This is a genomic window from Streptomyces sp. URMC 129, from assembly GCF_051386415.1.
Lineage (GTDB): Bacteria > Actinomycetota > Actinomycetes > Streptomycetales > Streptomycetaceae > Streptomyces.
Genome location: NZ_JBPQTQ010000106.1, coordinates 1 through 22,894 on the forward strand (window position 1 = coordinate 1; position 22,894 = coordinate 22,894).

General features: G+C 74.1%; 23 protein-coding genes. 8 read left to right on the forward strand and 15 right to left on the reverse strand.

Annotated elements, in window-relative coordinates; translation table 11 throughout:
- Window positions 1-75 precede the first annotated feature (75 nt).
- Complete coding sequence (locus tag ACSNOC_RS20550) at window positions 76-573, reverse strand: hypothetical protein (protein WP_436748982.1); 498 nt, start codon at window positions 571-573, stop codon at window positions 76-78.
- A 17-nt stretch (window positions 574-590) separates the two neighbouring features.
- Window positions 591-1,046 carry an ATP-binding protein gene (locus tag ACSNOC_RS20555; RefSeq protein WP_436748983.1) on the reverse strand — a complete coding sequence of 152 codons (456 nt, stop codon included), beginning with the start codon at window positions 1,044-1,046 and terminating at the stop codon, window positions 591-593.
- Window positions 1,047-1,263: 217 nt separating this feature from the next.
- Here ACSNOC_RS20555 and ligD point away from each other — a divergent pair, with 217 nt between their 5' ends.
- A complete protein-coding gene (ligD, locus tag ACSNOC_RS20560) occupies window positions 1,264-2,259 on the forward strand; it encodes a non-homologous end-joining DNA ligase (RefSeq protein ID WP_436748984.1) in 996 nt (331 codons plus the stop codon).
- A 9-nt stretch (window positions 2,260-2,268) separates the two neighbouring features.
- Window positions 2,269-3,243, forward strand: a complete 975-nt coding sequence (locus tag ACSNOC_RS20565) for a nucleoside/nucleotide kinase family protein (RefSeq protein WP_436748985.1) — start codon at window positions 2,269-2,271, stop codon at window positions 3,241-3,243.
- Between the two features lie 25 nt (window positions 3,244-3,268).
- Here ACSNOC_RS20565 and ACSNOC_RS20570 read toward each other — a convergent pair whose 3' ends face one another.
- Both ACSNOC_RS20570 and ACSNOC_RS20575 read right to left on the reverse strand, forming a co-directional pair.
- Window positions 3,269-3,859, reverse strand: coding sequence for a GNAT family N-acetyltransferase (locus ACSNOC_RS20570; RefSeq protein WP_436748986.1), 591 nt, complete (start codon window positions 3,857-3,859; stop codon window positions 3,269-3,271).
- A gap of 79 nt (window positions 3,860-3,938) precedes the next feature.
- Complete coding sequence (locus ACSNOC_RS20575; RefSeq protein ID WP_436748987.1) at window positions 3,939-5,966, reverse strand: glycoside hydrolase family 31 protein; 2,028 nt, start codon at window positions 5,964-5,966, stop codon at window positions 3,939-3,941.
- 226 nt (window positions 5,967-6,192) lie between these two features.
- Between ACSNOC_RS20575 and ACSNOC_RS20580 the strand changes: the two genes are divergently transcribed.
- From ACSNOC_RS20580 to ACSNOC_RS20595, 4 genes are all read left to right on the forward strand, one after another.
- On the forward strand, window positions 6,193-7,551 hold the full coding sequence (locus ACSNOC_RS20580) for a hemolysin family protein (protein ID WP_436749004.1): 1,359 nt from the start codon (window positions 6,193-6,195) through the stop codon (window positions 7,549-7,551).
- Complete coding sequence (locus ACSNOC_RS20585; protein ID WP_436748988.1) at window positions 7,548-8,582, forward strand: hemolysin family protein; 1,035 nt, start codon at window positions 7,548-7,550, stop codon at window positions 8,580-8,582. Before ACSNOC_RS20580 ends, ACSNOC_RS20585 begins: the two co-directional genes overlap by 4 nt.
- Window positions 8,583-8,671: 89 nt before the next feature.
- Window positions 8,672-8,860: a DUF2795 domain-containing protein gene (locus ACSNOC_RS20590; protein ID WP_436748989.1), complete on the forward strand. Its 189-nt coding sequence runs from the start codon at window positions 8,672-8,674 to the stop codon at window positions 8,858-8,860.
- A complete protein-coding gene (locus ACSNOC_RS20595) occupies window positions 8,857-9,648 on the forward strand; it encodes an SDR family oxidoreductase (RefSeq protein WP_436748990.1) in 792 nt (263 codons plus the stop codon). The genes ACSNOC_RS20590 and ACSNOC_RS20595 overlap by 4 nt, the downstream gene beginning before the upstream one ends.
- A gap of 7 nt (window positions 9,649-9,655) precedes the next feature.
- Here the strand turns inward: ACSNOC_RS20595 and ACSNOC_RS20600 are convergent, their stop codons facing one another.
- From ACSNOC_RS20600 to ACSNOC_RS20650, 11 genes are all read right to left on the reverse strand, one after another.
- Entirely contained in the window at window positions 9,656-10,990 is a 1,335-nt protein-coding gene (locus ACSNOC_RS20600) for an MFS transporter (RefSeq protein WP_436748991.1), read from the reverse strand.
- 187 nt (window positions 10,991-11,177) lie between these two features.
- Window positions 11,178-12,356 (reverse strand): zinc-dependent alcohol dehydrogenase, encoded by a 1,179-nt coding sequence (locus ACSNOC_RS20605; protein ID WP_436748992.1) that lies wholly within the window; start codon window positions 12,354-12,356, stop codon window positions 11,178-11,180.
- Between the two features lie 72 nt (window positions 12,357-12,428).
- Entirely contained in the window at window positions 12,429-12,788 is a 360-nt protein-coding gene (locus ACSNOC_RS20610; RefSeq protein ID WP_436748993.1) for a hypothetical protein, read from the reverse strand.
- Between the two features lies 1 nt (window position 12,789).
- Window positions 12,790-14,508: an aa3-type cytochrome oxidase subunit I gene (ctaD, locus tag ACSNOC_RS20615; RefSeq protein WP_436748994.1), complete on the reverse strand. Its 1,719-nt coding sequence runs from the start codon at window positions 14,506-14,508 to the stop codon at window positions 12,790-12,792.
- A 117-nt stretch (window positions 14,509-14,625) separates the two neighbouring features.
- Window positions 14,626-15,231: a hemerythrin domain-containing protein gene (locus ACSNOC_RS20620; RefSeq protein WP_436748995.1), complete on the reverse strand. Its 606-nt coding sequence runs from the start codon at window positions 15,229-15,231 to the stop codon at window positions 14,626-14,628.
- A 56-nt stretch (window positions 15,232-15,287) separates the two neighbouring features.
- On the reverse strand, window positions 15,288-16,487 hold the full coding sequence (locus ACSNOC_RS20625; protein WP_436748996.1) for a hypothetical protein: 1,200 nt from the start codon (window positions 16,485-16,487) through the stop codon (window positions 15,288-15,290).
- 73 nt (window positions 16,488-16,560) lie between these two features.
- Window positions 16,561-17,028 (reverse strand): SRPBCC family protein, encoded by a 468-nt coding sequence (locus ACSNOC_RS20630; protein ID WP_436748997.1) that lies wholly within the window; start codon window positions 17,026-17,028, stop codon window positions 16,561-16,563.
- Window positions 17,007-18,656 carry a phytoene desaturase family protein gene (locus ACSNOC_RS20635; RefSeq protein WP_436748998.1) on the reverse strand — a complete coding sequence of 550 codons (1,650 nt, stop codon included), beginning with the start codon at window positions 18,654-18,656 and terminating at the stop codon, window positions 17,007-17,009. The genes ACSNOC_RS20630 and ACSNOC_RS20635 overlap by 22 nt, the downstream gene beginning before the upstream one ends.
- The gene (locus tag ACSNOC_RS20640; protein WP_436748999.1) at window positions 18,653-19,684 is read right to left on the reverse strand and encodes an NAD-dependent epimerase/dehydratase family protein; all 1,032 of its coding nucleotides are present in this window, start codon (window positions 19,682-19,684) and stop codon (window positions 18,653-18,655) included. Before ACSNOC_RS20640 ends, ACSNOC_RS20635 begins: the two co-directional genes overlap by 4 nt.
- 41 nt (window positions 19,685-19,725) lie before the next feature.
- The gene (locus ACSNOC_RS20645; RefSeq protein WP_436749000.1) at window positions 19,726-20,109 is read right to left on the reverse strand and encodes a DUF2267 domain-containing protein; all 384 of its coding nucleotides are present in this window, start codon (window positions 20,107-20,109) and stop codon (window positions 19,726-19,728) included.
- Window positions 20,110-20,169: 60 nt separating this feature from the next.
- On the reverse strand, window positions 20,170-20,589 hold the full coding sequence (locus tag ACSNOC_RS20650; RefSeq protein ID WP_436749001.1) for a CBS domain-containing protein: 420 nt from the start codon (window positions 20,587-20,589) through the stop codon (window positions 20,170-20,172).
- Between the two features lie 208 nt (window positions 20,590-20,797).
- On the opposite strand from ACSNOC_RS20650, the gene ACSNOC_RS20655 reads away from it, so the two are divergent.
- The gene (locus ACSNOC_RS20655; protein WP_436749002.1) at window positions 20,798-21,739 is read left to right on the forward strand and encodes a SigB/SigF/SigG family RNA polymerase sigma factor; all 942 of its coding nucleotides are present in this window, start codon (window positions 20,798-20,800) and stop codon (window positions 21,737-21,739) included.
- A gap of 17 nt (window positions 21,740-21,756) precedes the next feature.
- Window positions 21,757-22,894 (forward strand): cytochrome P450 (locus ACSNOC_RS20660; protein WP_436749003.1); only part of this gene is annotated, 1,138 nt, incomplete at its 3' end.

The following is a 22,894-nucleotide window of genomic DNA, read 5'->3' on the forward strand; positions in this document are numbered from 1 at the left end:
CCCCACCACCCCACCACCCTCGGCCCCTGGGAAGCCCGGGTCCTCCGCCGCCGCGTCCCGTGAGCTGACACCCGGTCAGAGCACGGGCGGGACCCCGGAGAGCCGGCAGACGGCGATGTAGAGCAGGAGCGGGTGGGTGTACGGCGCCGCGTCGCTGGGCCAGTGGATCAGGCGCGGCTCGCCCTGGCTCCGGGGGGACCGCTGCGGCACCACCGGCCGCCCCGGGTGGCCGGGGCGGTCACGGCGGGCGGCGCGCGGCCGGCCGGCCCCGGCCCAGTAGTGCGCGGTGGCGGGCCACTCCAGGCCGACCTGTGACTCGGAGGGCACCACCCACCACCAGCGGCGCCCGACGGCGAACACCGCGCCCGCGCGCGGCAGGGAGGTCATCAGCCGCCGCCCGTGCTCCTCGGAGACCCCGACGGCGTCGCACTCGGTGCCGTCCGGGCCGGTCACCGGCAGATAGAGGGGCCGCCTGCGCCGGTGGCCGACGGCCTCGAAGGAGCGGTCACCGCGCTCACCGCGGCCGACGGGTCCCGCGGCTCCGGCGGAGTGGTAGGGGTGAACGGGGTCCATCGGGGCGCCGCTTCCGTTCAGGACCTCGGGCCCGTCGCCAGTGCCGCCCATACCGTCCGGCCCCGGCCGTCGGTGGCGTCCGTGACGCCCCAGGCGGTGCACAGGGCCTCGATCAGCGCCAGGCCGCGGCCGTTCTCGTCGTCGGCGCGGGCGGCGCGCGGCCGGGGGACGGCGAGACCCGTCCGGCGGCCCGTCACCTCGATGCGGAGCCGCCCGCCGCCGTGCCGCAGCGCGCAGACAACCGCCTCGGTGCCGGTGTGCACGACGGCGTTGGTGACCAGCTCGGAGACGATCAGCTCCGCGTCGTCGACGGTCTCGGCGGGCACGCCCCAGCGGGTCAGGGTCTCGCGCACCCGGATGCGGGCCTCTCCCACCGAACGCGGCCGGGCGGGCAGCCGGAAGGCGCCCACGGACCGTTCCGTCCCGGCCCGCGGAGGGCGTACGTGCCCGGGCGCGGTGACGGGGAAGGCCATGGCATGCCGCCTTTCGTCTGCCGGATGCCGCGGCGGTGCCCCAGCGTGCTGGACAGGGTGTCAACTGCACTATGTCACTGCCAAGTTCAGGTCGCAACAGATAACCTGAAAATTGCAGAGCGCCAGATGCGCGGCGATGACCGGCGGTGACGCGCCGCCCTCGGCCGTTCCGGTGAGGCTGCCCGGCCCGGCGGCGGGAGCGGCGTCTACTGGGGCCATGGAGGACGAGATCCCGGACGCGGTCCCGCCGATACTCGCCGTGGAGGGCGAACTGCCCGCCGGGCCCTGGGCGTACGAGTTCAAGTGGGACGGCTACCGCTGCTGCCTGCGCGCCGCCCCCGGCGGCCGGGCCCGTCTTACGAGCCGCAACGGCATCGACGTCACCGCCTCCTACCCGGAACTGGGGGACGCCGCCCGCGCGGCGCTGGGCGGCCGGGCGGCCGTCCTGGACGGCGAGATCGTCGCCCTGGACGAGCGCGGGCGGCCCGACTTCGGCCTTCTCCAGCGCCGCCACCAGCGCCGCCGCCCCGGCGCCGCGCTGCTGGCCGCGGCGCCGGCCGTCTTCTTCGCGTTCGACCTGCTCCTCCTGGACGGGGAGTGGCTGATCGCGGAGCCGTACGAGCGGCGGCGCGCGGCGCTCACCGCGCTGGCCGGGTCCCGGGACGCGGCGGCGGGCCTGGCCGTGCCGCGGCACTACACGGGCGCCGAGGGCCTGGGCCCGCGCGACCTGCTGGGCGTGGCCGAGCGGAACGGACTGGAGGGGCTGATCGCCAAGCGGCTGGACTCCCCCTACCAGCCGGGCCGCCGGTCCCGGATGTGGATCAAGAAGCCGCTGGTGCGGACGCAGGAGGCGGTGGTCGGCGGCTGGCAGCCGGGCGACGGCCGCCGCTCGGGCACGGTGGGCTCGCTGCTGCTCGGCGCCCACGACGAGGCGGGGCGGCTGCGCTTCATCGGTCATGTCGGCAGCGGCTTCACCGAAGCCGCGCTGACCGACCTCCTCGGCCGGCTGACGCCCCTGGCGCGGCGCGCCAGCCCGTTCGACGAACCCGTCCCGCGCGAGCACGCCCGCACCGCGCGCTGGGTGGAGCCGCGCCTGGTCGGGGAGATCGCGTTCCGGGCCTGGACGAGGGACGGCCGCCTGCGGCAGCCGTCGTGGCGCGGCCTGCGGCCGGACAAGGACCCGGGAGAGGTCGTGCTGCCGTCCGGGCCGTAGGGTGCGGCCATGGATCTCGACCCGGACCTCTCCGCCCTGGCCGCCGACGCCCTGGCGCTGCCGCGGGACGGGCGGCGCGCCGTGCTCGGTCTCACCGGTCCGCCGGGCGCCGGGAAGTCCTCGCTGGCCCGGGCGATCGCCGGCGCCCCGGACGGTGTGGCGGCGTATGTCCCGCTGGACGGATTCCACCTCTCCAACGCCCAGTTGGACCGGCTCGGCCTGCGCGCGCGGAAGGGCTCGGAGCCGAGTTTCGACGTGTGGGGGTACGTGGCCCTGCTGCGGCGGCTGGTGGCCGACGACGGGGCGCGGGAGGTGTACGTGCCCGACTTCGACCGCGCCCTGGACGAGCCCGTCGCCGCCCGCCACCGGGTGCCGCCGCGGGCCCGGCTGATCGTCACCGAGGGCAACTACCTGGCCGCCGACCTGCCCGGCTGGCGGGAGGCCAGGGCGCTGATGGACGAGGTCTGGTACCTGGACGCGCCGGCGGAGATCCGCGACGCGCGGCTGATGGGCCGCCACACGGAGCACGGCCGGTCCCCGGAGGCGGCGCGGGCGTGGATCGACACGAACGACGCCCCCAACGCGGCGCTGGTGGCGGAGTCCAGGGGCCGCTGCGACCGGGTGATCAGCCCGGTGGTGCTGCTGTGCGGCACCCGGGTCCTGGCCCTCTCCCCGGACGGCCCGCGGCTGGCCGGGTACCAGGACGCGATGGACCTGATCGGGGACGCCCTGGGCCGCGCCGCCGAGGTGGTCGCCGTCCCGGCGGAACGGGTCGCGGACACCTTCTTCTCCCTGCGCACCGGCGTGGCCGGGGAGATCGCGCAGAAGTTCACCGGCTACCGCCTCCGCCTGGCGGTCGTCGGGGACATCTCCCGCCACACGGCGGCCAGTTCCGCCCTGCGTGACTGGGTCCGGGAGGCGGACCGGGGCAACCACGTCTGGTTCCCGGCGACATGGCAGGAGCTGACGGAACGCCTGCGGTAGCCCCGCCGCGCCCCCGGGTGCCGGATCAGTCCCGGACGGTCCCGGGCGCGGGGCCTTCCGCGCGGGCCGGGTGGCGGGGGCCGAGGAAGACCACGATGGCCGACGCGTCGCCGGGCGACGGGTCCGTGACCCGGGTCCAGCCCTCCCGGCGGTAGAAGCGCGTCGTCGCCGGGGAGTGCGCGGAGGTCAGCAGCCACGCCCGGCCGCCGGGGGCGTCGGCGGTCACCGCCGTCAGCAGGGCCGAGCCGATTCCGAGGCCCTGTGCGGCCGGGTGGACGGCCAGTTCGTCGACCTCGCGGGCGCCGCACAGCCAGGCGGCCGTGCGCGCGGGGCCGAGTCCGGCGGCGGCCCACGGGTAGCAGCGCGCCCGGGGGAACGGTTCCGGGGTGGTCCAGGCGGTGGCGAACCCGAGCGGCACCCGGTCGGCACCGGACGCGACCGCCGCCAGAAACCCGGGGCGCGCCGTGTCGTGGCGCAGTCGCTCCGCGAACTCGTCCGCCCGCTCCGGCGGTTCGTACCACGGTGCCGCGCCGAACGTCGCGCGGTAGACGTCGCGCACGCCGTCCACCCGGCCCAGCAGTTCTTCCCCGCGCAGCACGTCGATCGTCGCGTCCACGAACGGGCAGCCTAGTGCGGGCGATCGGCCGCCGTGGGGGCGGTCGGCCCGGCGGGAGCACGGCCGTCAGCAGCGCGGGTCAGCCGCGCAGCACGGCCTCCACCCCGCGCTCCGCGCGGACGAGGGCCGGGAACTCGTCGGGGGCGCACCGCACTTCGTGCCAGCCGGGGCCCGTCAGCGGGGGGCAGCCGAGCAGCGGGGTCCAGTCGCCCGCGGGGACGTAGAGCCGGCGGTGGCCGTCCGGTTCGAGGATCGGGGCGACCAGGACGTCGTCCCCGAACATGTACTGCAGGTCCGCGTCCCGCGCGGCGCGGTCGCCGGGGAAGGCCAGCGGCATCGGGCGCATCAGCGGCAGGCCCCCGGCCGCGGCTTCCGCGACATATCCGCGCATCCGCGACCGCAGGCGGCAGGCCGCGATGGCGGCGCCGCGCGCCGGTTCGGGGTAGGCCGTCGGCTCGCGGCGGCCCACGCCGTGGAAGCGGGTGATCGGCGTGAACGCCGCCCACTGCGCCCACCGGCCGTACAACTCCGGCTCCACGTCCGCCTCCACGGCGTCGGGCGTCATCGCGGAGCGGAGCTTGGTGGCCAGTTGGTACGACTCGGGCGTCCAGTAGCCGCCCGCGTCGTGGGTGACGAGGGAAACGCCGCTGAGCGACATGGACAGCACGCCGCGCAGGGTGGACACCATGCCGCTCCAGGTGGACGGCAGATCGCCCGCCCAGTGGGCCGGGTCGCGCTGCGAACCGGCGGTGCCGGAGCGGGAGATGGAGACGAAGTCGCCCCCGCGGGCCCGCAGCCCCGCCGCGCGGACCGCGTCCTGGTAGATCAGCCCGTAGCTGTTGCGGCGTTCGAGGCCCCGGCTGCCGTCCGCGAAGACGGCGTGGTCCGGGATCTCCTCGCCGAAGTCGGACAGCACGGCCGCGTTCCCCTCCTCCCGCAGGGTGCGGGACAGCCGGTCGCTCCACCACGCTCTGGCCCCGGGGTGGGTGAAGTCCACCACGTACGTGTCGGGGTTGTCGGCGGTGGCGATCGGCTCGCCGTCGGGGTCGAGCACCAGGTAGCCGCGGGCGGCGAGGTCGTCCGCGAGCGGGGTGCCGGCCGTGATGTAGGGGTTGATCCACAGGCTGGCCCGCACCCCGCGCTCGGTGAGCGCGTGGGTCCAGCCCTCGGGGAAACGGGTCCGGTCCGGGCCCGCGGTCCACGCCGCGTCGTCCAGCACGGATTCGTCCATCCACTCGTCGACGTGGATGACGTCCACCGGGCAGCCGGCCGCCTGGAGATCGTCCAGGGTCCGCACCACCTCGTCGGCGGTGAAGTACGACGAGCGGCTCATCCACACCCCGTAGGCCCATTCGGGCAGGGTGCGCGGGCGGCCGGTGAGCGCCTGGTAGCGGTGGAGGATGGTCAGGGCGTCACCGGTGATGAGGAACAGGTCCAGGGTCTCGCCGCCGATCCGGACGCAGGCCGCCTCGGAGTGGGTGGCGCCGAGGTCGGCCACCACCTGGGCGCCGGTGTGGGCGAAGAGTCCCCAGCCGGCGTCGGACCACAGCAGCGGCACGTTGAGGTAGGCGGAGTCCCGCCCGGCGGCCCGGCTCTCCTCGGTGTTGCGGAGCCTGCGGCGCCGGCCGCGCAGGTTGATGCCCTGGTAGCTCTCGCCGCCGCCGTAGACGGCCGCGTCGGGGGCCAGATGGATCGTCTCCACCCAGCAGCCGCCGGGGTGACCGGGCGACGGCGCCTGGAAGCCCGCGCGGAACGGGACGGTGTCGGCCTCCGGGTCCGCGAAGCGGCGGTAGGCGCCGAAGCGCAGCCCCTGCCCGCTGCCCCGGGAGCCGTCCGAGTCCCACACGGCCCGCACGCCGGGGCCGGTGATCTCGGTGGCGCCGCCCACGCGGGCCAGCCGGGCGGGCCGGTGCGGCAGGTCGTCGAGCAGGATCGGCGAGGCGCGGTCCGGCGTGCCCGCCGGGGACTCCTGGCGCAGCCGCAGCACGCCCTCCACGGGCACGGTGCACGACAGCCGGATCGTGCGGCCGGAGGCGAGCGTGACCCGCAGGTGCTCGTCGTCGCCCTCCGGGTCCGCCGTCACGTACGGGTCGATGTCCGGCGCCATCGGATGCTCCCTGTCCACCGCTGTCTGCCGAGTCGAACCGGTGCCGGGTACCCGGCGGACCGGCGGGAAAACGACGGTGACCTCAAGGCGCGCCGGCCCGCCGCCGATGACTGGGGCGGTCGGCGCGCCGGTGATCCGGTCCCCGCGCGGTGTGTGGCGGCCCGCGCGCTGAGCACCCGTACGGATGTCGTTCGAACGCCGGGACAGGCGGGATTGGGGTGACATGGTGACCGAAGTGCTGCTTCTGCTGCTGGCGGTGCTGCTCACGCTGGCGTGCGCCGTCTTCGTGGCGGCCGAGTTCTCGCTGACGACCGTGGAGCGCGGCGCGCTGGAACGGGCCGCCGCCGCGGGCGAGCCGGGCGCCGGCGGGGCGCTGCGGGCGGCGCGGGCGCTGACGTTCCAGCTCTCCGGCGCCCAGTTGGGCATCACGGTGACGTCGCTGGTGATCGGCATGCTGGCGGAGCCGTCGCTGGCGGAGCTGCTGCGCGGGCCGCTGCGCTCGGCGGGGCTGTCGGCGGGCGTGGCGTCGTCGGTGGCGGTGGCGCTCGGGGTCGGGGTGTCCACGGTGGTGCTGATGGTGGTGGGCGAGCTGGTCCCGAAGAACTGGGCGATCTCCCGGCCGCTGATCGTGGCCCGGACGGTCGCCGGGCCGCTGCGCACGTTCACCGCCGGGTTCGCGCCGTTCATCCGGCATCTCAACGAGGCGGCGAACCGGCTGGTGCGCCTCTTCGACCTCGAACCGACCGAGGAGCTGGCGTCCGCCCGCACCCCGCAGGAGCTGATGGCCCTGGCGCAGCACTCGGCGGCCGAGGGCGTGCTGCCGCCGGACTCCGCGGAGCTGTTCGTGCGCACCCTGCACCTGGGGGAGCTGACGGCGGAGAACGTGATGACGCCGCGGGTGGACGTGCACGCGCTGGCCGCGGACGCCACGGCCGCCGACGCGGCGAACCTGACGCTGGCCACCGGGCTGTCCCGGTTCCCCGTCTACGTCGGCGGCCTGGACGACGTGATGGGCGTCGTCCACATCAAGGCCGTCCTCGCCCTCGACGAGGCGGCGCGCCCGGCGGTCCGGGTGGCGGACCTGGCGTGGGAGCCGCTGCTGGTGCCGGACAGCCTGCCGGTGGACCGGCTGCTGGAGCGGCTGCGCGGCACCGGGTCGCTGGCGGTGGTGGTGGACGAGTACGGCGGCACGGCCGGGGTGGTCACGCTGGAGGACATCGTCGAAGAGGTCGTCGGCGAGGTCCGCGACGAACACGACCCGGCGGAGCAGCCGGGCCTGGCGCGGACCGGGGCGCGGACCTGGGAGGCGGACGGCAGCCTGCGCGTCGATCAGCTCGCCACGATCGGCCTCCCGGTGCCGGAGGGTCCGTACGAGACGGTGGCCGGGCTGGTGGCGACCGGGCTGGCGCGCATCCCGGCGGTCGGGGACCGGATCGTGGTGGCGGGCTGGCGGCTGACGGTGCTGCTGACCGCCCGGCACCGGGCGGAGCGGGTACGGATCACCGCGCCCGACGGAGAACGCGAAGAAGACGGGGAGCGCGGGGAGCGCGGGGAGCGCGGGGAGCGCGGGGAGGGGACGGCGTGACCGTCGCGCAGCTTGTGCTGGGGGCGCTGACCCTGGTGACCAACGCCTTCTTCGTCGGCGGCGAGTTCGCGCTGATCTCGGTGCGCCGGGACCAGATCGAGCCGCGCGCCGAGGCGGGCGAGCGGCGGGCGCGCACGGTGCTGTGGGCGCTGCGTCACCTCTCCCCCATGCTGGCCACCGCCCAGCTGGGCATCACCGTCTCGTCGCTGGTGCTGGGCGCGGTCGCCGAGCCCGCCATCGCGCACCTGCTGGAGCCGGTGCTGCACCGCGCCGGGATGCCGGGGGCGCTGGTGCACCCGATCGCGTTCGCGTTCGCGCTGTCGCTGGCCACCTATCTGCACATGCTGGTCGGGGAGATGGTGCCGAAGAACGTGGCGCTGGCCGCGCCCGAGCGGTCGGCGCTGCTGCTGGGCCCGGCGCTGGTGGCGGTGACCCGCGCGCTGCGGCCGGTGGTCTTCGGCATCAACGCCCTGGCCAACGGGCTGCTGCGGCTGCTGCGCGTGGAGCCGAGGGACGAGGTGGCGTCGGTCTTCACCGACGACGAGCTGGTGCGGCTGGTGCAGGACTCCAGCGACGCGGGGCTGCTGGAGGCGGGCGAGAGCGAGCGGCTGCGGGACGCGCTGGAGCTGGGGACCCGGACGGTGGCGGAGATCGTGGTGCCGGTGAGCCGCATGGTGACCGTGGACCACCGGGTCACGCCCCGGCGGCTGGAGCGGGTGTCGGCGGCGTCGGGCTTCTCCCGCTTCCCGGTCACCGGGCCGGGCTCGACGGTGCTGGGCTTCCTGCATGTGAAGGACGCCCTCGGCGCGGCGTCCCGGGACCGGCCGTTCCCCCGCGACGCCCTGCACCCGGTGGTGCGGGTGCGGCTGGAGACGCTGCTGGACGACGCGCTGACCGCGATGCGGGCCGCCCGGACCCACCTGGCGGCCGTGACGAGCGGCAGGGGGACGCTGCTGGGGTTCGTGACGATGGAGGACGTCCTGGCCGAGCTGGTCGGCCCCACGGCACCCGATTCCTCCCGTGCGCCCTGATTGCCCTTTCCGGTCGTCGGGTACGCGGAAGCGGAACGACACACCGCACGATCACCAGGAGCACCACGAACACAAGGAGGACAGCAGCCATGGGCAAGCCGAACCCCATCGAGGTGCAGAAGGCCCTGAAGAACATCAACTACCCCGCCGACAAGAAGACGGTGGTGGAGCAGGCCAAGAAGAACGGCGCCGACAAGGAGTTGATCGACAAGTTCTCCGGCCTGAAGAAGGACTCCTTCGACGGCCCGAACGACGTCGAGAAGGCGGTCTTCACGTGACGGCTCCCGTCGCCGTCGTGACGGGATCCGACTCCGGGATCGGCCGGGCCACCGCCGTGCGGCTGGCCCGGCTCGGCATGGATGTCGGCGTCACCTGGCACACCGACCGGGCGGGCGCCGAGCGGACCGCCACCGAAGTGACCGACAGCGGCCGGCGCGCCGCCGTCGAGCAGGTCGACCTCACGCGGCTCCCGGAGGCCGCCGACGTCGTGGACGAGCTCGCCGACCGCCTCGGCGGGATCGACGTGCTGGTCAACAACGCCGGGACGGGCACCGCCACGCCGTTCACCGACATCGCGCCGGACACGGTCCGGCACGTGCTGGACCTCGACCTCGTCGGCCCGTTCCTGTGCGGGCAGCGGGCGGCCCGGCGGATGATCGCCCAGGGCCGGGGCGGGCGCATCGTCAACGTGACCAGCGTCCACGAGCACCAGCCGAAGGTCGGCGCCGCGCCGTACTGCGCGGCCAAGGGCGGCCTCGGGCTGCTCACCCAGGTGATGGCGCTGGAGCTGGCCGAGCACGGCATCCTGGTGAACGCGGTGGCGCCGGGCGAGATCGCGACCCCGATGACCGGCCAGGAGGACACCGACGTGCGGACCGAGCCCCGCCCGGGCGTCCCGCTGGGGCGGCCGGGCGACGCGCGGGAGGTCGCGGAGGTGATCGCCTTCCTGGCCGGCGGCACCAACCGCTATGTGACCGGCGCCTCCTGGACCGTGGACGGCGGGATGACCCGCATGGGCCCGATGGCCGGGTCCCATCTGGGCGACGACTCCTGGCGCCGCGTGTAGGCGCCGGTCAGGCCACGGCGGCCAGCTCGGCGGGGCGCGCGGTGGCGGGGACCGGCGCCACGCGGCCGGCGTCCGGGGTCAGGCTGCCGCGGCGGCCGTGCAGCAGCAGACCGGCTCCGGCGGCCGTCGCGATGACCAGGCCACCGATGACCAGCGCCGCGCGGGCGCCCGCCAGCTCCATCAGCAGACCGATCAGCGGCGGGCCGATCAGGCCCCAGCCGGTGCTCAGGCTCCGCCACACCCCCAGCACCCGTCCCCGCATGTGCGCCGGCGGGTCCGTCTGCAGGACGGTGGTGCCCGCCGTGTCGGAGACCGACTCGGCCACGGCCATGGGCAGGACCAGCAGGACCAGCAGTCCCAGCGACGGGGACAGCCCCGCGGCGATCTGGAGCAGCGCGCCGGAGCCGGCCATCGCCGCGACCAGCCGCACGGACGGGCGGTGGAGCATGCCCGCGAGCACGGCGCCGCCGATGCCGCCGACGGCCAGGACAGTGGAGACGGTGCCGAAGGCCCCGGCGCCCGCCGCCAGCGGGCCGGTCACCAGGACGGCCAGCGTCAGCGCGTAGTTCCGGCCGAAGACGGAGCTGAGTCCGGTGATCGCGGCCAGCGCGACCAGGCGCGGGCGGCCCAGGAAGAACCGCAGCCCCTCCCGCGCGTCCGTCCCCGGCCCGGACCGGGGCGGCGTGGCCTCGGTGGCGGGCAGGGCCGCCTCCGCCGGCTTGTCGACCGGCCTCAGGAACGGGATCACGGCGGCGACGGCCGCGAACGACAGCCCGTTGGCGACGAACGCGGACGCGGTGCCGAAGACCAGCACGGCGATCCCGGCCAGCGCGGTCCCGGCCAGCCGCCCGACGCTGTGCACGGCGGAGCCGAGCGCGATGGCCGAGGGCACGTCCCTGGTGTGCACCAGGTCGTTGCCCAGCAGGGAGCAGGCCGGGCCGTCGACGGTGGCGATCACGCCGGTGACGGCGGCGAGCACCAGCAGCGCGGTCACGTCGAGCAGGTCCAGCGCGACCAGGGCGGCGGTGACGAAGGCGACCAGGCCCAGCGCGGCCTGGCTGAGCGCCGCGGTCAGCTTGCGCGGCCAGGCGTCGACGGCGGCGCCGCCGATCAGCCCGAGCAGCAGCCCGGGACCGGCCTGGACGGCCAGCGAGACACCGGTCATGGCGGCGGAGCCGGTGACCTGGAGGACCAGCAGGTTCTGGACGGTGAGCTGCATCCAGGTGCCGGCGTTGGAGAGGAGGTTGGCGAAGGACCACCAGCGCATGCTGGGGTAGCTCAGGCAGCGCCAGGGCGAGCGGCGGGAGGCGGGCCGAGCGGAGAAGAGAGCAGGCAGAGGCATGGAGGGGGAGGGGAGAGGACGGGGAAAGAGGGAGTGCCGGCGCGGCGACACGCCCGACGGCGAGGCCCACGATGACACCGGCGGCTCCGGCCGGGAAGACCAAGATCACCGGCGGGGCCGCCCCAGGGCCCCTGTTCCTCGTCCCACCTGGGCCGTTGCCCGGTGAGTGCCTTTGCTCACACTCCGCTCACGGCCGCATGACGATCTTCCCGGCGTCCTTGTGCTGGAACATCTCGTACGCCTCCGCGGCCTGCGCCAGCGGCATGTGGTGGGTCGCGAAGCCGTCCACGCCCAGCGGGTCCTCGTCACCCGCCAGCAGCGGCAGGATCTCCGGGACCCAGCGGCGCACGTTGGCCTGGCCCATGCGCACCTGGATCTGCTTGTCGAACAGCGTCAGCATCGGCAGCGGGTCGGCCATCCCGCCGTAGACGCCGCTGAGCGAGATCGTGCCGCCGCGCCGCACCAGGTCGATCGCCGTGTAGAGGGCGGAGAGCCGGTCCACGCCGGCCCGGGAGGCGATCTTCTCCGCGAGCCTGCCCGGCATCAGCCCGGCCAGGTCCTGGAGCATCTTGCCGGCGGTGCTGCCGTGCGCCTCCATGCCGACCGCGTCGATGACGGAGTCGGCGCCGCGTCCGGCCGTGCGGTCGCGCACGGCGGTGGCGATGTCGTCGTGCTCGGTGAGGTCGAGGGTGCTGACCCCCCGGGACCGGGCGCGGGCCAGCCGATCGGGCACCAGGTCGATGCCGATGACCTGCCCGGCGCCCTGGTGCAGGGCGATGCGGCAGCACATGTCGCCGATCGGGCCGAGGCCGAGGACGACGAGCGTGCCGTCCTTGGGGACGTCGGCGTAGGCGACGGCCTGCCAGGCGGTGGGCAGCACGTCGGAGAGGTACACGTACCGGTCGTCCGGCACGCCGCCGGGCACCTTGACCGGGCCGTAGTGGGCCTGCGGGACCCGCAGGTACTCGGCCTGGCCGCCCGGCACGGCCCCGTACAGCTTGGTGTAGCCGAACAGCCGGGCGCCCATGTTGTGCTCCCTGACCTGCGTCGTCTCGCACTGCGTCTGGAGCCCGCGCTCGCACATGAAGCAGGACCCGCAGGCGATCTGGAAGGGCACGACCACGCGGTCCCCGGGGGCCAGGTCGGGGACCTCGGGGCCGACCTCCTCCACGACGCCCATCGGCTCGTGGCCGAGGATGTCGCCGGGTGTCATGAACGGTGACAGCACCTCGTACAGGTGCAGGTCGGAGCCGCACAGCCCGGTGGAGGTGACGCGGATGATCGCGTCCGTCGGCTCCTGGATCACGGGGTCGCGCACGTCCTCGACCCGCACGTCGCGTTTGCCGTACCACACCACAGCCTTCATGAAGGACTCACCTCCGGTCGGATACCGCGGGCGAGTACCCGGCTGGGCCGTGCCAACCCCGGGCCCCGTCGGTCAGGACCGCGAGGCGAGCAGCAGGAGGCCGGCCGACATGCTGACGGCGGTCAGGAGCACGCAGCCGGTGGCGCAGAGCAGGCGGTGCCGGAGTTCCCCGTAGCGGGCGGTGTACTCCCGCTCCAGCACGCGGCAGCGGTCCCCGACGGCGGCGAGGACGCGCCGGGAGAGCCGGATGCGTTCCTCGGCGTACCGGGCGGTCAGCTCGGCGCGCTGGGCGTCGGTGAGCCAGGGCAGCGCGTCGGCGAACGCCTCGGCCTCGGCGCGGGCGGTGCTCAGCTCGCCCTGCCAGAGCAGGTACCCCTCCAGCTGGGCGATGCCCTCGGCGGCGTCGTCGCGCAGCGGGCGCACGGCACGCATGTCAGCCCTGCCCGGGGCCGGGCGCGTCGGAGACGGACTCGGCGATGTCGCGGCGCCCGGTCTGCCGGGCCTGGTCGAGCGCGGTGATGCCGGGGTGGTGCAGGTCGAAGGCGGGCGCTTCGGAGCGGATCCGCGGCAGGGACGCGAAGTTGTGGCGCGGCGGGGGGCAGGAGGTGGCCCACTCCAGCGACCGGCCGTAGCCCCAGGGGTCGTCCACCTCGATCTTCTCGCCGTACTTGGCGGTCTTCCAGACGTTGTAGACGAACGGCAGGGTGGACAGGCCCAGCAGGAACGCGCCGATGCTGGAAACGGTGTTGAGCGCGGTGAAGCCGTCGGAGTCCAGGTAGTCCACGTACCGCCGGGGCATGCCCTCGGCGCCGAGCCAGTGATGGACGAGGAAGGTGCCGTGGAAGCCGGTGAAGAGCGTCCAGAAATGGATCTTCCCCAGCCGCTCGTCGAGCCGGGTGCCGGTGAACTTGGGCCACCAGAAGTGGAATCCGGCGAACATGGCGAAGACGACGGTGCCGAAGACGACGTAGTGGAAGTGGGCGACCACGAAGTAGGTGTCGGTGACGTGGAAGTCGAGCGGCGGGGAGGCGAGCAGGACGCCGGTGAGGCCGCCGAAGAGGAAGGTGACCAGGAAGCCGACGCACCACAGCATGGGCGTCTCGAAGCTGAGCGAGCCCTTCCACATGGTGCCGATCCAGTTGAAGAACTTCACGCCGGTCGGCACGGCGATCAGGAAGGACAGCAGGGAGAAGAACGGCAGCAGCACGGCCCCGGTGGCGAACATGTGGTGCGCCCACACGGTGACGGACAGCCCGGTGATGGCGATCGTCGCGGCGACCAGACCGATGTATCCGAAGATCGGTTTGCGGGCGAAGACCGGGATGATCTCCGTGATGATGCCGAAGAACGGCAGCGCGATGATGTACACCTCGGGGTGGCCGAAGAACCAGAACAGGTGCTGCCACAGCAGGGATCCGCCGTTCGCGGCGTCGAAGACCCGGGCGCCGAACAGCCGGTCGGCGGCGAGCCCGAACAGGGCGGCGGCGAGCACCGGGAAGGCCAGCAGCACCAGCACGCTGGTGAGCAGGATGTTCCAGGTGAAGATCGGCATCCGGAACATGGTCATGCCGGGGGCGCGCATGCAGATGATCGTGGTGGCGAAGTTGACCGCGCCGAGGATGGTGCCGAAGCCGGAGAAGGCCAGGCCCATGATCCACATGTCGGCGCCGACGCTCGGCGTGTGCACCCGGTCGTTGAGCGGGCTGTAGGCGAACCAGCCGAAGTCGGCGGCCCCCTGGGGGGTGAGGAAGGAACCGACGACGAGCAGGCCGCCGAAGAGGTACATCCAGTAGGCCAGCATGTTCAGCCGGGGGAACGCCACGTCGGGGGCGCCGATCTGCAGCGGCATGATGGCGTTGGCGAACCCGGCGAACAGCGGGGTGGCAAACAGCAGCATCATGATCGTGCCGTGCATGGTGAACGACTGGTTGTACTGCTCGGCGGAGAGCAACTGCACGCCGGGGCGGGCGAGTTCGATACGCATGCCCATCGCGAGCGCGCCGCCGACGATGAAGAAGAGGAAGGACGTGATCAGGTACAGCGAGCCGATCTTCTTGTGGTCGGTGGTCGTCAGCCACGCCACGACGATCTGCCCGGTGGTCCTGGGCTCTTGCGGGGGTCTCGCGGTCGGCGGTGCGGTCAGGGTCGCCATGGGGGTCCTTTCGGTGACTCGCCCGCCGTTGTACCGAGGGGCGCGCGCGGCGCGCGGGTTTGACTCCTTCGTGGGCGTGTACGCGCGCCGCGCTGCCCCCGGGTCCGGCCGGGCGGGTCAGCCCTTCTTGCCCATGGCCTTGCGCACGGCGTCCCGGGTGCGGTCCATGAGCGCGGCGATCGGGCCGGCCGCCACGTTGGCGGCGGCGCCCTGCACGCCGGGGTGCGGCCGGGTCGGGGCCATCGACTCGGCGGCCTTGACCGCCTTGGCCATGGCCACGAGCCGGTCCGGCTCGGCGCGGCGGCGGAGCTGGGCGAACTCGTAGCGCTCCTCCGCGCGGGCGTGCCGCTGCACGTCGGTGCGCAGGTCCCGCAGGGCGGGCAGGAATCCGGGGTCCTCCGGGTCCATGCCGTCGAGCCGGGCGAGTGTCTCCTTGGCGGCCTTCTCCTCCGCGAGACGGTCGGCCACCATGTCCTCGGCACCGTCGAACAGGCGCCCGGCGTACGGGTGGACGACCTCCTGTTCGGCCGTCTCGTGGACGGCGAGCAGGCGGACGAGGCGGCGCCACGCCTCGCGCCGCTCGTCGCCGGCGGTGCGCTCCACCTCGTCGAAGAGGTTCCTGATGTCGCCGTGCTGCCGCATGAGCAGAGCGACGACGTCGTCGTCGCTCGCGTGCTCCGCGTCCTGGGCGGTCCGGTCGTCGGTCCGGTCGGTCTGTGCCATCGCCTGGCCCCTCCTGGTCGTCGGTCTCGTCGGTCTCGTCGGTCTCGTCGGTCTCGTCAGCGCTGCCGCAGCGCGGGGACGGGGTGCTCGCCCTCGGTTTCGAGCCGGTAGTCGCGTCCGAACATCTCGCGGTGCCGGTCGACGACTTCCTCGCTGGGCGCCTTGGCGTCGCCGTTGAGCTGCTGCTGCATCCGCTCGAACCGCTCGTGCGCCTCGCGGACGTAGCCGGTGCCGAGGGTGGTGAGGTCGAGCTGGTCGGCGATCAGCTCGCGCAGGTACTGCTTGTTGGGCTCGAAGGTGAGCACGTTGGGCAGCTCGGGCGCGAGCACTTCCTCCGGGTCGCGGCCGTCGTGACGGCGCATCAGGTCGCAGGCGATCCGGAGGTGTTCCAGCTCCATGTTGAGGTGGAGCTCCCAGATCCGCTTGACGCGCTGGTCGCTCTCCTGCTCCATGAAGGAGTGGTAGAGGTAGCACTCGTTGTACTCGTGGTGGACGAGCTGCTCCCACCAGGTCTCGCCGGGGTCGACCAGCGACTCGTAGTGGGTGACGTGCTCCTCCTCGATCAGGCCGATTTCCTGATAAAGGTCACGGGCGATGGGCTCCATGTACGTCGGGCCGACGTTCATGTAGAAATTCATGGTCTGCTGCTCGGCCGACATGATGGTCAGCGCGTGCAGCTTCGACAGCGGATTCGCGGTCTGCCGGTCGTACGGATCCCGCACATTGTCCATCGGGTCCCGGTGGTGCAGCTGGGTGGGCCGGCCGGGCATCACCTCGGTGAGCTGATCGACGATTTCCTCCGCCTTGCGGTGCTCGATCATCTCGTAGAGGTTGGCGTAGCGGTAGAGGTGGTCGAAGTCCTCCAGGACGCCGAATTGGTACGCCTGCTTCAGGTACGGGTCGGGCTCCATGCGGGCCACCCAGGCCGTCAGGTCGACGGCCACCTGCTCGTACGCGATGGTCGTTTCCAGTACCGAGGAGACGCCCGGGAGCAGCCAGTTCACGGCCTTCTGCTGCTGTGCCTCGATGTAGCGGACCTCGGCGAGCCGCCGCTTGACGTCGAGGTCGGGACAGTGCCGGGCGAATTGGTGGCTGAAGAGAATGGCCTCGACCTCGATGCCGTTCATCGTGATGATCCGGCACCGGGTGTAGGGGTCGCAGCGGTCGGGGTCGATCGGCATGACCGACAGCTCCCGCCAATTGCGCCGCTGCCGGTCGAGGGGAATGCCCCGCTGTTCCAGCGGATTGAATGCCATGTGGCCTCCATGGGTGGAATGAAGGCCTCCATTGGTACCCGGGCGGCCCCGGGCTATTTCGCTGACCCGCCGTTCATTCCCGCGAAGATGCCCGTTCGGACTCGGTTTCCGCCGTGGATTCCACGACGCGGGCGAGTTTTCTGAGCATGCGGCGGTGGCGCAGTTGGAGCAGGGCGTCGGAGGCCATGTTGTGGAGCTTTCCGCCGGGGCCGGTGAGCGGGTGCTCGTCCACGACGACGAGGGTGTCCTCGCCCCAGGGCCGGACCTCGATGCTGATCCGGGCGCTGCCCAACACCCCGCTCTGGGCCTCCAGTTCCAGGCGGGTGCCGGGTTCGTGGGCGCGGACCACGGTCCGGCCGCCGGCGTGCCAGGGCCCGGCCTTGACGGTGTACTTGATGGCGGAGCCGACCGCCGGCCAGTCGCCGTCCAGCGGCTCGGAGGCGTGGGTGCCCACGACCCAGTCGGCGTAGCGGTGGCCGTCGCGCAGGACGGCCCACACGGCCTCCGGCGGGCGCCTGATCAGGACGGGTCTGATGGCCATGTCCGGGTCCCTTCGACGTGGTTGGACGGGTTCGGCCGGGCGGGCGGCTCGGGCGGAGCGTGACGGCCGGGCCGGGCGCGGCGCGGGTACCGCGGCAGGGGCCACCGGTTTCTGAGGGCGGCGCGGGCGGCGTTGGCCCCGCACGCGCCGTGGACACCGCCGCCCGGGTGGGCGGAGGAGGAGGCCAGGAACAGCCCGTCGATCGGCGTTCCGGGGCGGCCGGAGCCGGGCACGGGCCGGAAGAAGAGCTGCTGGTGCGGGGCGGCGGTGCCGCCGTTGAGGGCGCCGCCGACCAGGCCGCGGTCGAGCGCCTCCAGGTCGGTGGGGGTCAGGACGCGCCGGTCGAGGATGGTGTCGCGGAAACCGGGGGCGAGCCGTTCCACCGCGGCTTCGAGCCGGTCGGCCATGGTCCCGCGCAGTTCGGCGGGCGGGATGCCGCGCGGCACGTGGGCGTACGCCCAGGCCGACTCCGTTCCGGCCGGGGAGCGGGCCGGGTCGGCGGTGGTCATCTGGCCCAGCACGGCGCAGGGGTGCTCGGGGAGGGTACCGGTGGCCAGGTCGGCGGAGTGGCGCGTGAAGTGGTCGACGCTGTCCGCGATGTGGACGGTCCCGCCCGCGGCGGCACCCGGGGACGTCCACGGGATCGGGCGGGACAGCGCCCAGTCGACCTTGAGCGTGGCGTGGTCCCAGTGGAACCGCCGGATGTCCTCGCGCAGCCGGGACGGCAGGTGCTCCCAGCCGACGAGGCCGCCGTAGAGGGCGGGCGCGGGCACGTCGGCCAGGACGGCGCGGGCGGCGAGCAGCGGTTCGCCGTCGGCGGTGCGCACGCCCAGGCAGCGGCCGTCGCGGACCATGATCCGGGCCACGGGGGTGCCGGTGCGCAGGGTGCCGCCGCGCGCCCGGAGGCGCCGCACCAGGGCGGCGGTGAGCTGCCCGGCGCCGCCGGCCGGGACGGGCCAGCCGTGGCGCTGCCCGAGCATGACCAGCAGCCAGCCGAAGAGGCCGCTGCCGAACGACTCGGGGAAGAAGTCGGCGTGCAGGGCGCAGCCGGTGAACAGCAGCGGGGCGCCGGGCCCGCGGAACTCCTCCTCACCGAGGCGGCGTACCGACAGGGTCAGGGACCGCAGCAGCCGCGTACCGCCGGCGGCGCGGATCCGGCGCAGCAGGCCGGCGGCGGGGCGGACGGGCGGAAAGGGGCCGAGGAGGGTGTGGAGCAGGTCGGGGTCGAGGCGGTCCCAGCGGTCCAGCAGCCGCAGGTACGCCTCGCCGTCGCCGGGGGCGAACGTCTCCAGGTTGGCGGCGGTCCGCTCCTGGTCCCGGTACAGGACGGCACAGCGGCCGTCCGGGAGGGGGTTGGCGAGCACGGCCGGGGCGTGGCTCCAGGTCAGGCCCCAGCGTTCGAGGCCGAGACCGGCCAGGGCCGGGGAGGCGACGGCCAGCGGGTAGAAGGCGCTGAACATGTCGCTGACGTAGTCGGGGTGGACGCCCCGGTCGCTGCGGACGGCGCCGCCGGGTTCGTCCTCGGCCTCCAGGACCAGGACGTTCCACCCGGCGTCGGCGAGGAGGTTGGCGGCGACCAGCCCGTTGGGCCCGGCCCCGACCACGACGGCGTCGGGCGCGGCGCTCACGGGCGCCCCCCCGTCCCGGTGGCCGCCTCGCGCAGTCGGCCGCCGCGGGGGATGTCGCGGCGCAGCGGCGGGGTGTCGGCGCCGCCGTGGTGCAGGCCGTCGAGGAATTCGGTGAGGGCGTCGGTCACGGAGTGGCGCGGGATCCAGCCCAGTTCCAGGCGGGCGCGGGTGGTGTCCATCAGCGGCAGCGCCAGCACGGCGTCGAACATGTCGGGGGAGGTCGGCAGCAGACGCGAGCGCCAGGCCAGCTCCACGGCGGCGCGGGCGGCGCGGCAGGGGACGCGGAACGTGCGCGCGCCGGTGAGCTGGGCGACCAGTTCGGCGTCGACCACGGGGTCGGCGGCGAGGTTGAACGGTCCGTGGACCGGCTGGAGGACCGCCCGGTGGAACGCGTCGGCCGCGTCGTCGCGGTGCAGTGCCTGGAACCGCAGCCGGGGCACCGACGGCACCACGCGCAGCGGCCGGGGCACGGCGCGGCCGGGGAAGAACGGGCCCGCGAAGACCCGGCGTTGCTGGGGGGCGGACTCGGCCGCGATGACGATGCCGGGGCGGAGCCGCACCACGCGGACGCCGGGGTGCCGGTGCTCGAAGACGTCCAGCAGCCGTTCCACGTACGCCTTTTCGCGCGGGTAGGGCGCGGTGGGCCAGCCGTCCGTCGGCCAGCTCTCGTCCACCGGCCGGTCCTTGGGGCCGGGCCCGTAGGCGATGACGGACGAGGCATGCACCAGCGCGGGCACGCCCGCCTCGGCGACGGCCCGGAACACGCGCTCGCTGCCGATGACGTTGGTGCGCCACGTGACGTCCGGGTGGCGCGACGGCTGGAACAGGATCGCCAGGTGCACCACCACGTCGGCGCCCGCGAACAGCGCGGCCAGCCCGGGGTCGGTGGTGACGTCCGCGCGGGCCCACGTCGTCTTCGGCGGCGCCGACTCCGGCGGCCTGCGGGCCAGCCCCACGACGGAGCCGACCCGTTCGTCGCGGGAGAGCAGCCGCACGAGGCGGCTGCCGATGTTGCCGGTGGCGCCCACGACCACCACGCGCAGCGGCGCGGTGGCGTGGGCGGACGCGTTCAGGCCAGCTCCGAGTAGCCGAAGAGCTCGGCATAGCCGGAGGGGAGCTGGCTGAGCAGCTTGTTCATCTCTCCCCCGGTGACCTGCTCGGAGATGACGGAGAACACGATGCGCGTGTCCATTTCCGCGGTTTCCTCGTCCTCGTCGGCCTTTTGCGCGACGTTGGAGATGAATTCCTGGACCCCCCAGCTCCGGCCGCTCTCGTCGGCGTTCTCCAGGATGTTCGCGAGGGGGGTGGGGAGCTGGTCGGCGAGGTGTTCCGCGGAACCGGCGGGCAGGCGTTCGCTCAGCGTCTCGAAAACGGCCTGGACGATCTGCTCCGCCTCGTCGGCGGCGTATTCACCGCGCTCTCTGACGTTCGAGAGAAAGGTGCCGTAGGACACGATGTCGCTCTTCTCTGTCGGTGCGGGTCTGTCGGTACGGGCCGGGTGGGCCGCGCCGGGTCAGGGGTTGGGCTTGGCCGCCGAGACGTCGGCCAGGCCGGACTCCGGGTCCGCCTCGATGGCGAGGTCGCCGAGGCTGACGATGCCGAGAAGCTGGTCGTCGCGCACGACGGGCAGCCGCCGCACGGACTTCTCGCGCATGACGGACGCGGCCTGCTGGATGGTCGTCTCCGGGCTGATGACGGCCAGTTCCTCGTGGCTGGCGGCCTCGCCGACCGGCGTGGAGGCGGGGCGGTCGGCGGCTACCACGCGGACCGCGATGTCGCGGTCGGTGATGATGCCGACGAGGTGCCCGTCCTCGACGACGGCCACGTTCCCGGTGTCGTTCTGCCGCATGAGCTGAGCGGCCCTGGCCACCGTGTCCTGCTCGCGGACCGTGGCCGGCTCGCGGGTCATCAGCTCGGCTACCGTGCGTGCCATGGGGAATCGCTCCTCTTGACGGGTGATGTGGCCTGCGGTGGGTGCGGGTAACCAGGCGGGGACGCGGAAAACCTCCCGGGCGCCGTTTCTCCCCGGCCCGAGATGTGCGGTGACCGGTTAACAGGCAGACTTGTGCCAACGGCCTCTTCCCGTGGCGAGCGCAGAGCGGTAAATCGCACGCCCACCCTCACCTGGGAGAGCACGAACGATGAATACACCCGCACAGCCCCAGCCCCATTCCGGGCCCCAGCCGCCCGCACGCAGAAGGCGTCATCCGCACGACGACGCCCCGGACACCAGCCGGCAATTCGAGCGCATCGCGGAGTTGCCGCCGTGCCCGGAAAGGGAACAGCTCCGGCGGGACGTCATCTGCGCCTGGATCCCGATGGCCGACCGGCTGGCCCGGACGTTCCGCGACCGCGGGGAGGCGCTGGAGGACCTGGAGCAGGTCGCCGCGCTCGGTCTGGTGAAGGCGGTCCACCGCTACGACCCCAGCCGGGGACGGCCGTTCGAGAGCTACGCGGTGCCGACGATCGTCGGCGAGGTGAAGCGGCACTTCCGCGACCACATGTGGGGGCTGCACGTGCCCCGCCGCACCCAGGAGCTGCGCAACCGGGTGCGGGCCGCCAGCCGTCAGCTCACCTACCGGCTGGACGACCGGGGGCCGAGCGTGGAGCAGATCGCGCAGCACAGCGGGCTGACCGAGGACGAGGTCAGGACGGGCCTGGAGGCGCTGGAGAGCTTCAGCACCCTGTCGTTGAACGCCGAACTGCCCGGGGCGGACGGCGACTACTCGCTGATGGACACGCTCGGCACCCACGAGCCCGGCTTCGACCGGGTCGTGGACCGCGAGTCGGTGAAGAGCCCGCTGCGGGCGCTGCCCGAGCGGGAGCGGCAGATTCTCTACCTGCGGTTCTTCCACGGCATGACGCAGAGCCGCATCGCGCGGCAGCTCGGCATCTCCCAGATGCACGTCTCGCGGCTGCTGAGCCGGGCGTGCGAGCGGATCCGGGCGGAAGTCGAGGGAGAAGGGGAGGGTGCGGGGCAGGGCACACCGGAGGCCCCGGACGGGCCGGACAGCGGCGTCGTCCGGCCCGGTGAGGACGCCGACCGGGGCACCCGGCCCGCCGCCCGGCGGACCGCCGCCTGACGAGGGGGACGCACCCGATGCCGCCGCTCCACATCGCGCCGCCCGCCGGCCGCGCCACGGCCCCGCCCGCCGGGGGCCTGCCCCGCGTGCGGACCGCCGACGAGGCCCGCGCCGCCACCCGGCTCCTGCTGCCCGCGCTCGCCGAGGGCCTGGTCCAGCGCCGCCGCTGGGCGATGGCCGCCGCCGAACGGCTCCAGGCGGACCGCCGCGCCATCGACACGCTGCGGGACCTGCGCGCCCGGTACGGCGACGGGCCGCTTTGGCTGCCCGCCGCGGGCCGGTCGGCCGTGCTGCTGCTGGACCCCGACGACCTGGCGCGGGTACTGACCGACACGCCGAAGCCGTTCACCCCGGCGACACGGGAGAAGCGGCGGGCGCTGGAGCAGTTCCAGCCGCACGGCTCGCTCATCTCCCGGGGCGCGTCCCGCGCGGCGCGCCGCCACGTCAACGAACTGGCCCTCGACACGCCGCACCCCCTGCACCGGGTGGCGCCCGCGGTGGCGGAGCGGGTGTGCGAGGAGGCGGCGGCGGTGGCGGAACGGGCCACCGCCGGCCTCGACTGGGACACCTTCACGGACGGCTGGTGGCGTGCCGTGCGGCGCGTGGTGCTGGGCGAGGCGGCGGCCGACGACCACGACCTGACCGACCGGCTGGCCGGGCTGCGCGCCACGGGCAACTGGTCGCTGCTCCACCCCCGGCGCCGGCTGGCGCGGGCGGAGTTCCTGGTGCGGCTCCAGCGGTACGCGTTCCAGGCCGGGGCGGACACCCTGGCCGGGCAGCTCCACATGGGGGACACCGACCCCGAGACGGACCCGGTGGGCCAGGTGCCGCACTGGCTGTTCGCGTTCGACGCGGCGGCCATCGCCACCCTGCGGACGCTGGCGCTGCTGGCCGGTCACCCGGACGCCGCCGCCCGGGCGCGGGCCGAGCTGACCGGCGCGGACCTGGCCGGTCCCGAGCCGCTGCCGTTCCTGCGGGCCTGCGTGCTGGAGTCGGTGCGGCTGTGGCCGACCACGCCGCTGCTGCTGCGGGAGAGCACCGAGCCGACCCGCTGGCGCGGCTCGGCGGTCCCGGCGGGCACGGCGTTCGTGGCGTTCACCCCGTACTTCCACCGGGCGGAACCGGCGGGCCCGTACGGCGACAGCTTCACCCCGG

Bases quoted from the DNA above. Each gene is read 5' to 3' on its own strand.
- ACSNOC_RS20550 (WP_436748982.1), bottom strand. From the start codon at position 573: ATGGACCCCGTTCACCCCTACCACTCCGCCGGAGCCGCGGGACCCGTC.
- ACSNOC_RS20555 (WP_436748983.1), bottom strand. From the start codon at position 1,046: ATGGCCTTCCCCGTCACCGCGCCCGGGCACGTACGCCCTCCGCGGGCC.
- ligD (WP_436748984.1), top strand. From the start codon at position 1,264: ATGGAGGACGAGATCCCGGACGCGGTCCCGCCGATACTCGCCGTGGAG.
- ACSNOC_RS20565 (WP_436748985.1), top strand. From the start codon at position 2,269: ATGGATCTCGACCCGGACCTCTCCGCCCTGGCCGCCGACGCCCTGGCG.
- ACSNOC_RS20575 (WP_436748987.1), bottom strand. From the start codon at position 5,966: ATGGCGCCGGACATCGACCCGTACGTGACGGCGGACCCGGAGGGCGAC.
- ACSNOC_RS20590 (WP_436748989.1), top strand. From the start codon at position 8,672: ATGGGCAAGCCGAACCCCATCGAGGTGCAGAAGGCCCTGAAGAACATC.
- ACSNOC_RS20600 (WP_436748991.1), bottom strand. From the start codon at position 10,990: ATGCCTCTGCCTGCTCTCTTCTCCGCTCGGCCCGCCTCCCGCCGCTCG.
- ACSNOC_RS20605 (WP_436748992.1), bottom strand. From the start codon at position 12,356: ATGAAGGCTGTGGTGTGGTACGGCAAACGCGACGTGCGGGTCGAGGAC.
- ACSNOC_RS20610 (WP_436748993.1), bottom strand. From the start codon at position 12,788: ATGCGTGCCGTGCGCCCGCTGCGCGACGACGCCGCCGAGGGCATCGCC.
- ctaD (WP_436748994.1), bottom strand. From the start codon at position 14,508: ATGGCGACCCTGACCGCACCGCCGACCGCGAGACCCCCGCAAGAGCCC.
- ACSNOC_RS20620 (WP_436748995.1), bottom strand. From the start codon at position 15,231: ATGGCACAGACCGACCGGACCGACGACCGGACCGCCCAGGACGCGGAG.
- ACSNOC_RS20625 (WP_436748996.1), bottom strand. From the start codon at position 16,487: ATGGCATTCAATCCGCTGGAACAGCGGGGCATTCCCCTCGACCGGCAG.
- ACSNOC_RS20630 (WP_436748997.1), bottom strand. From the start codon at position 17,028: ATGGCCATCAGACCCGTCCTGATCAGGCGCCCGCCGGAGGCCGTGTGG.
- ACSNOC_RS20650 (WP_436749001.1), bottom strand. From the start codon at position 20,589: ATGGCACGCACGGTAGCCGAGCTGATGACCCGCGAGCCGGCCACGGTC.
- ACSNOC_RS20655 (WP_436749002.1), top strand. From the start codon at position 20,798: ATGAATACACCCGCACAGCCCCAGCCCCATTCCGGGCCCCAGCCGCCC.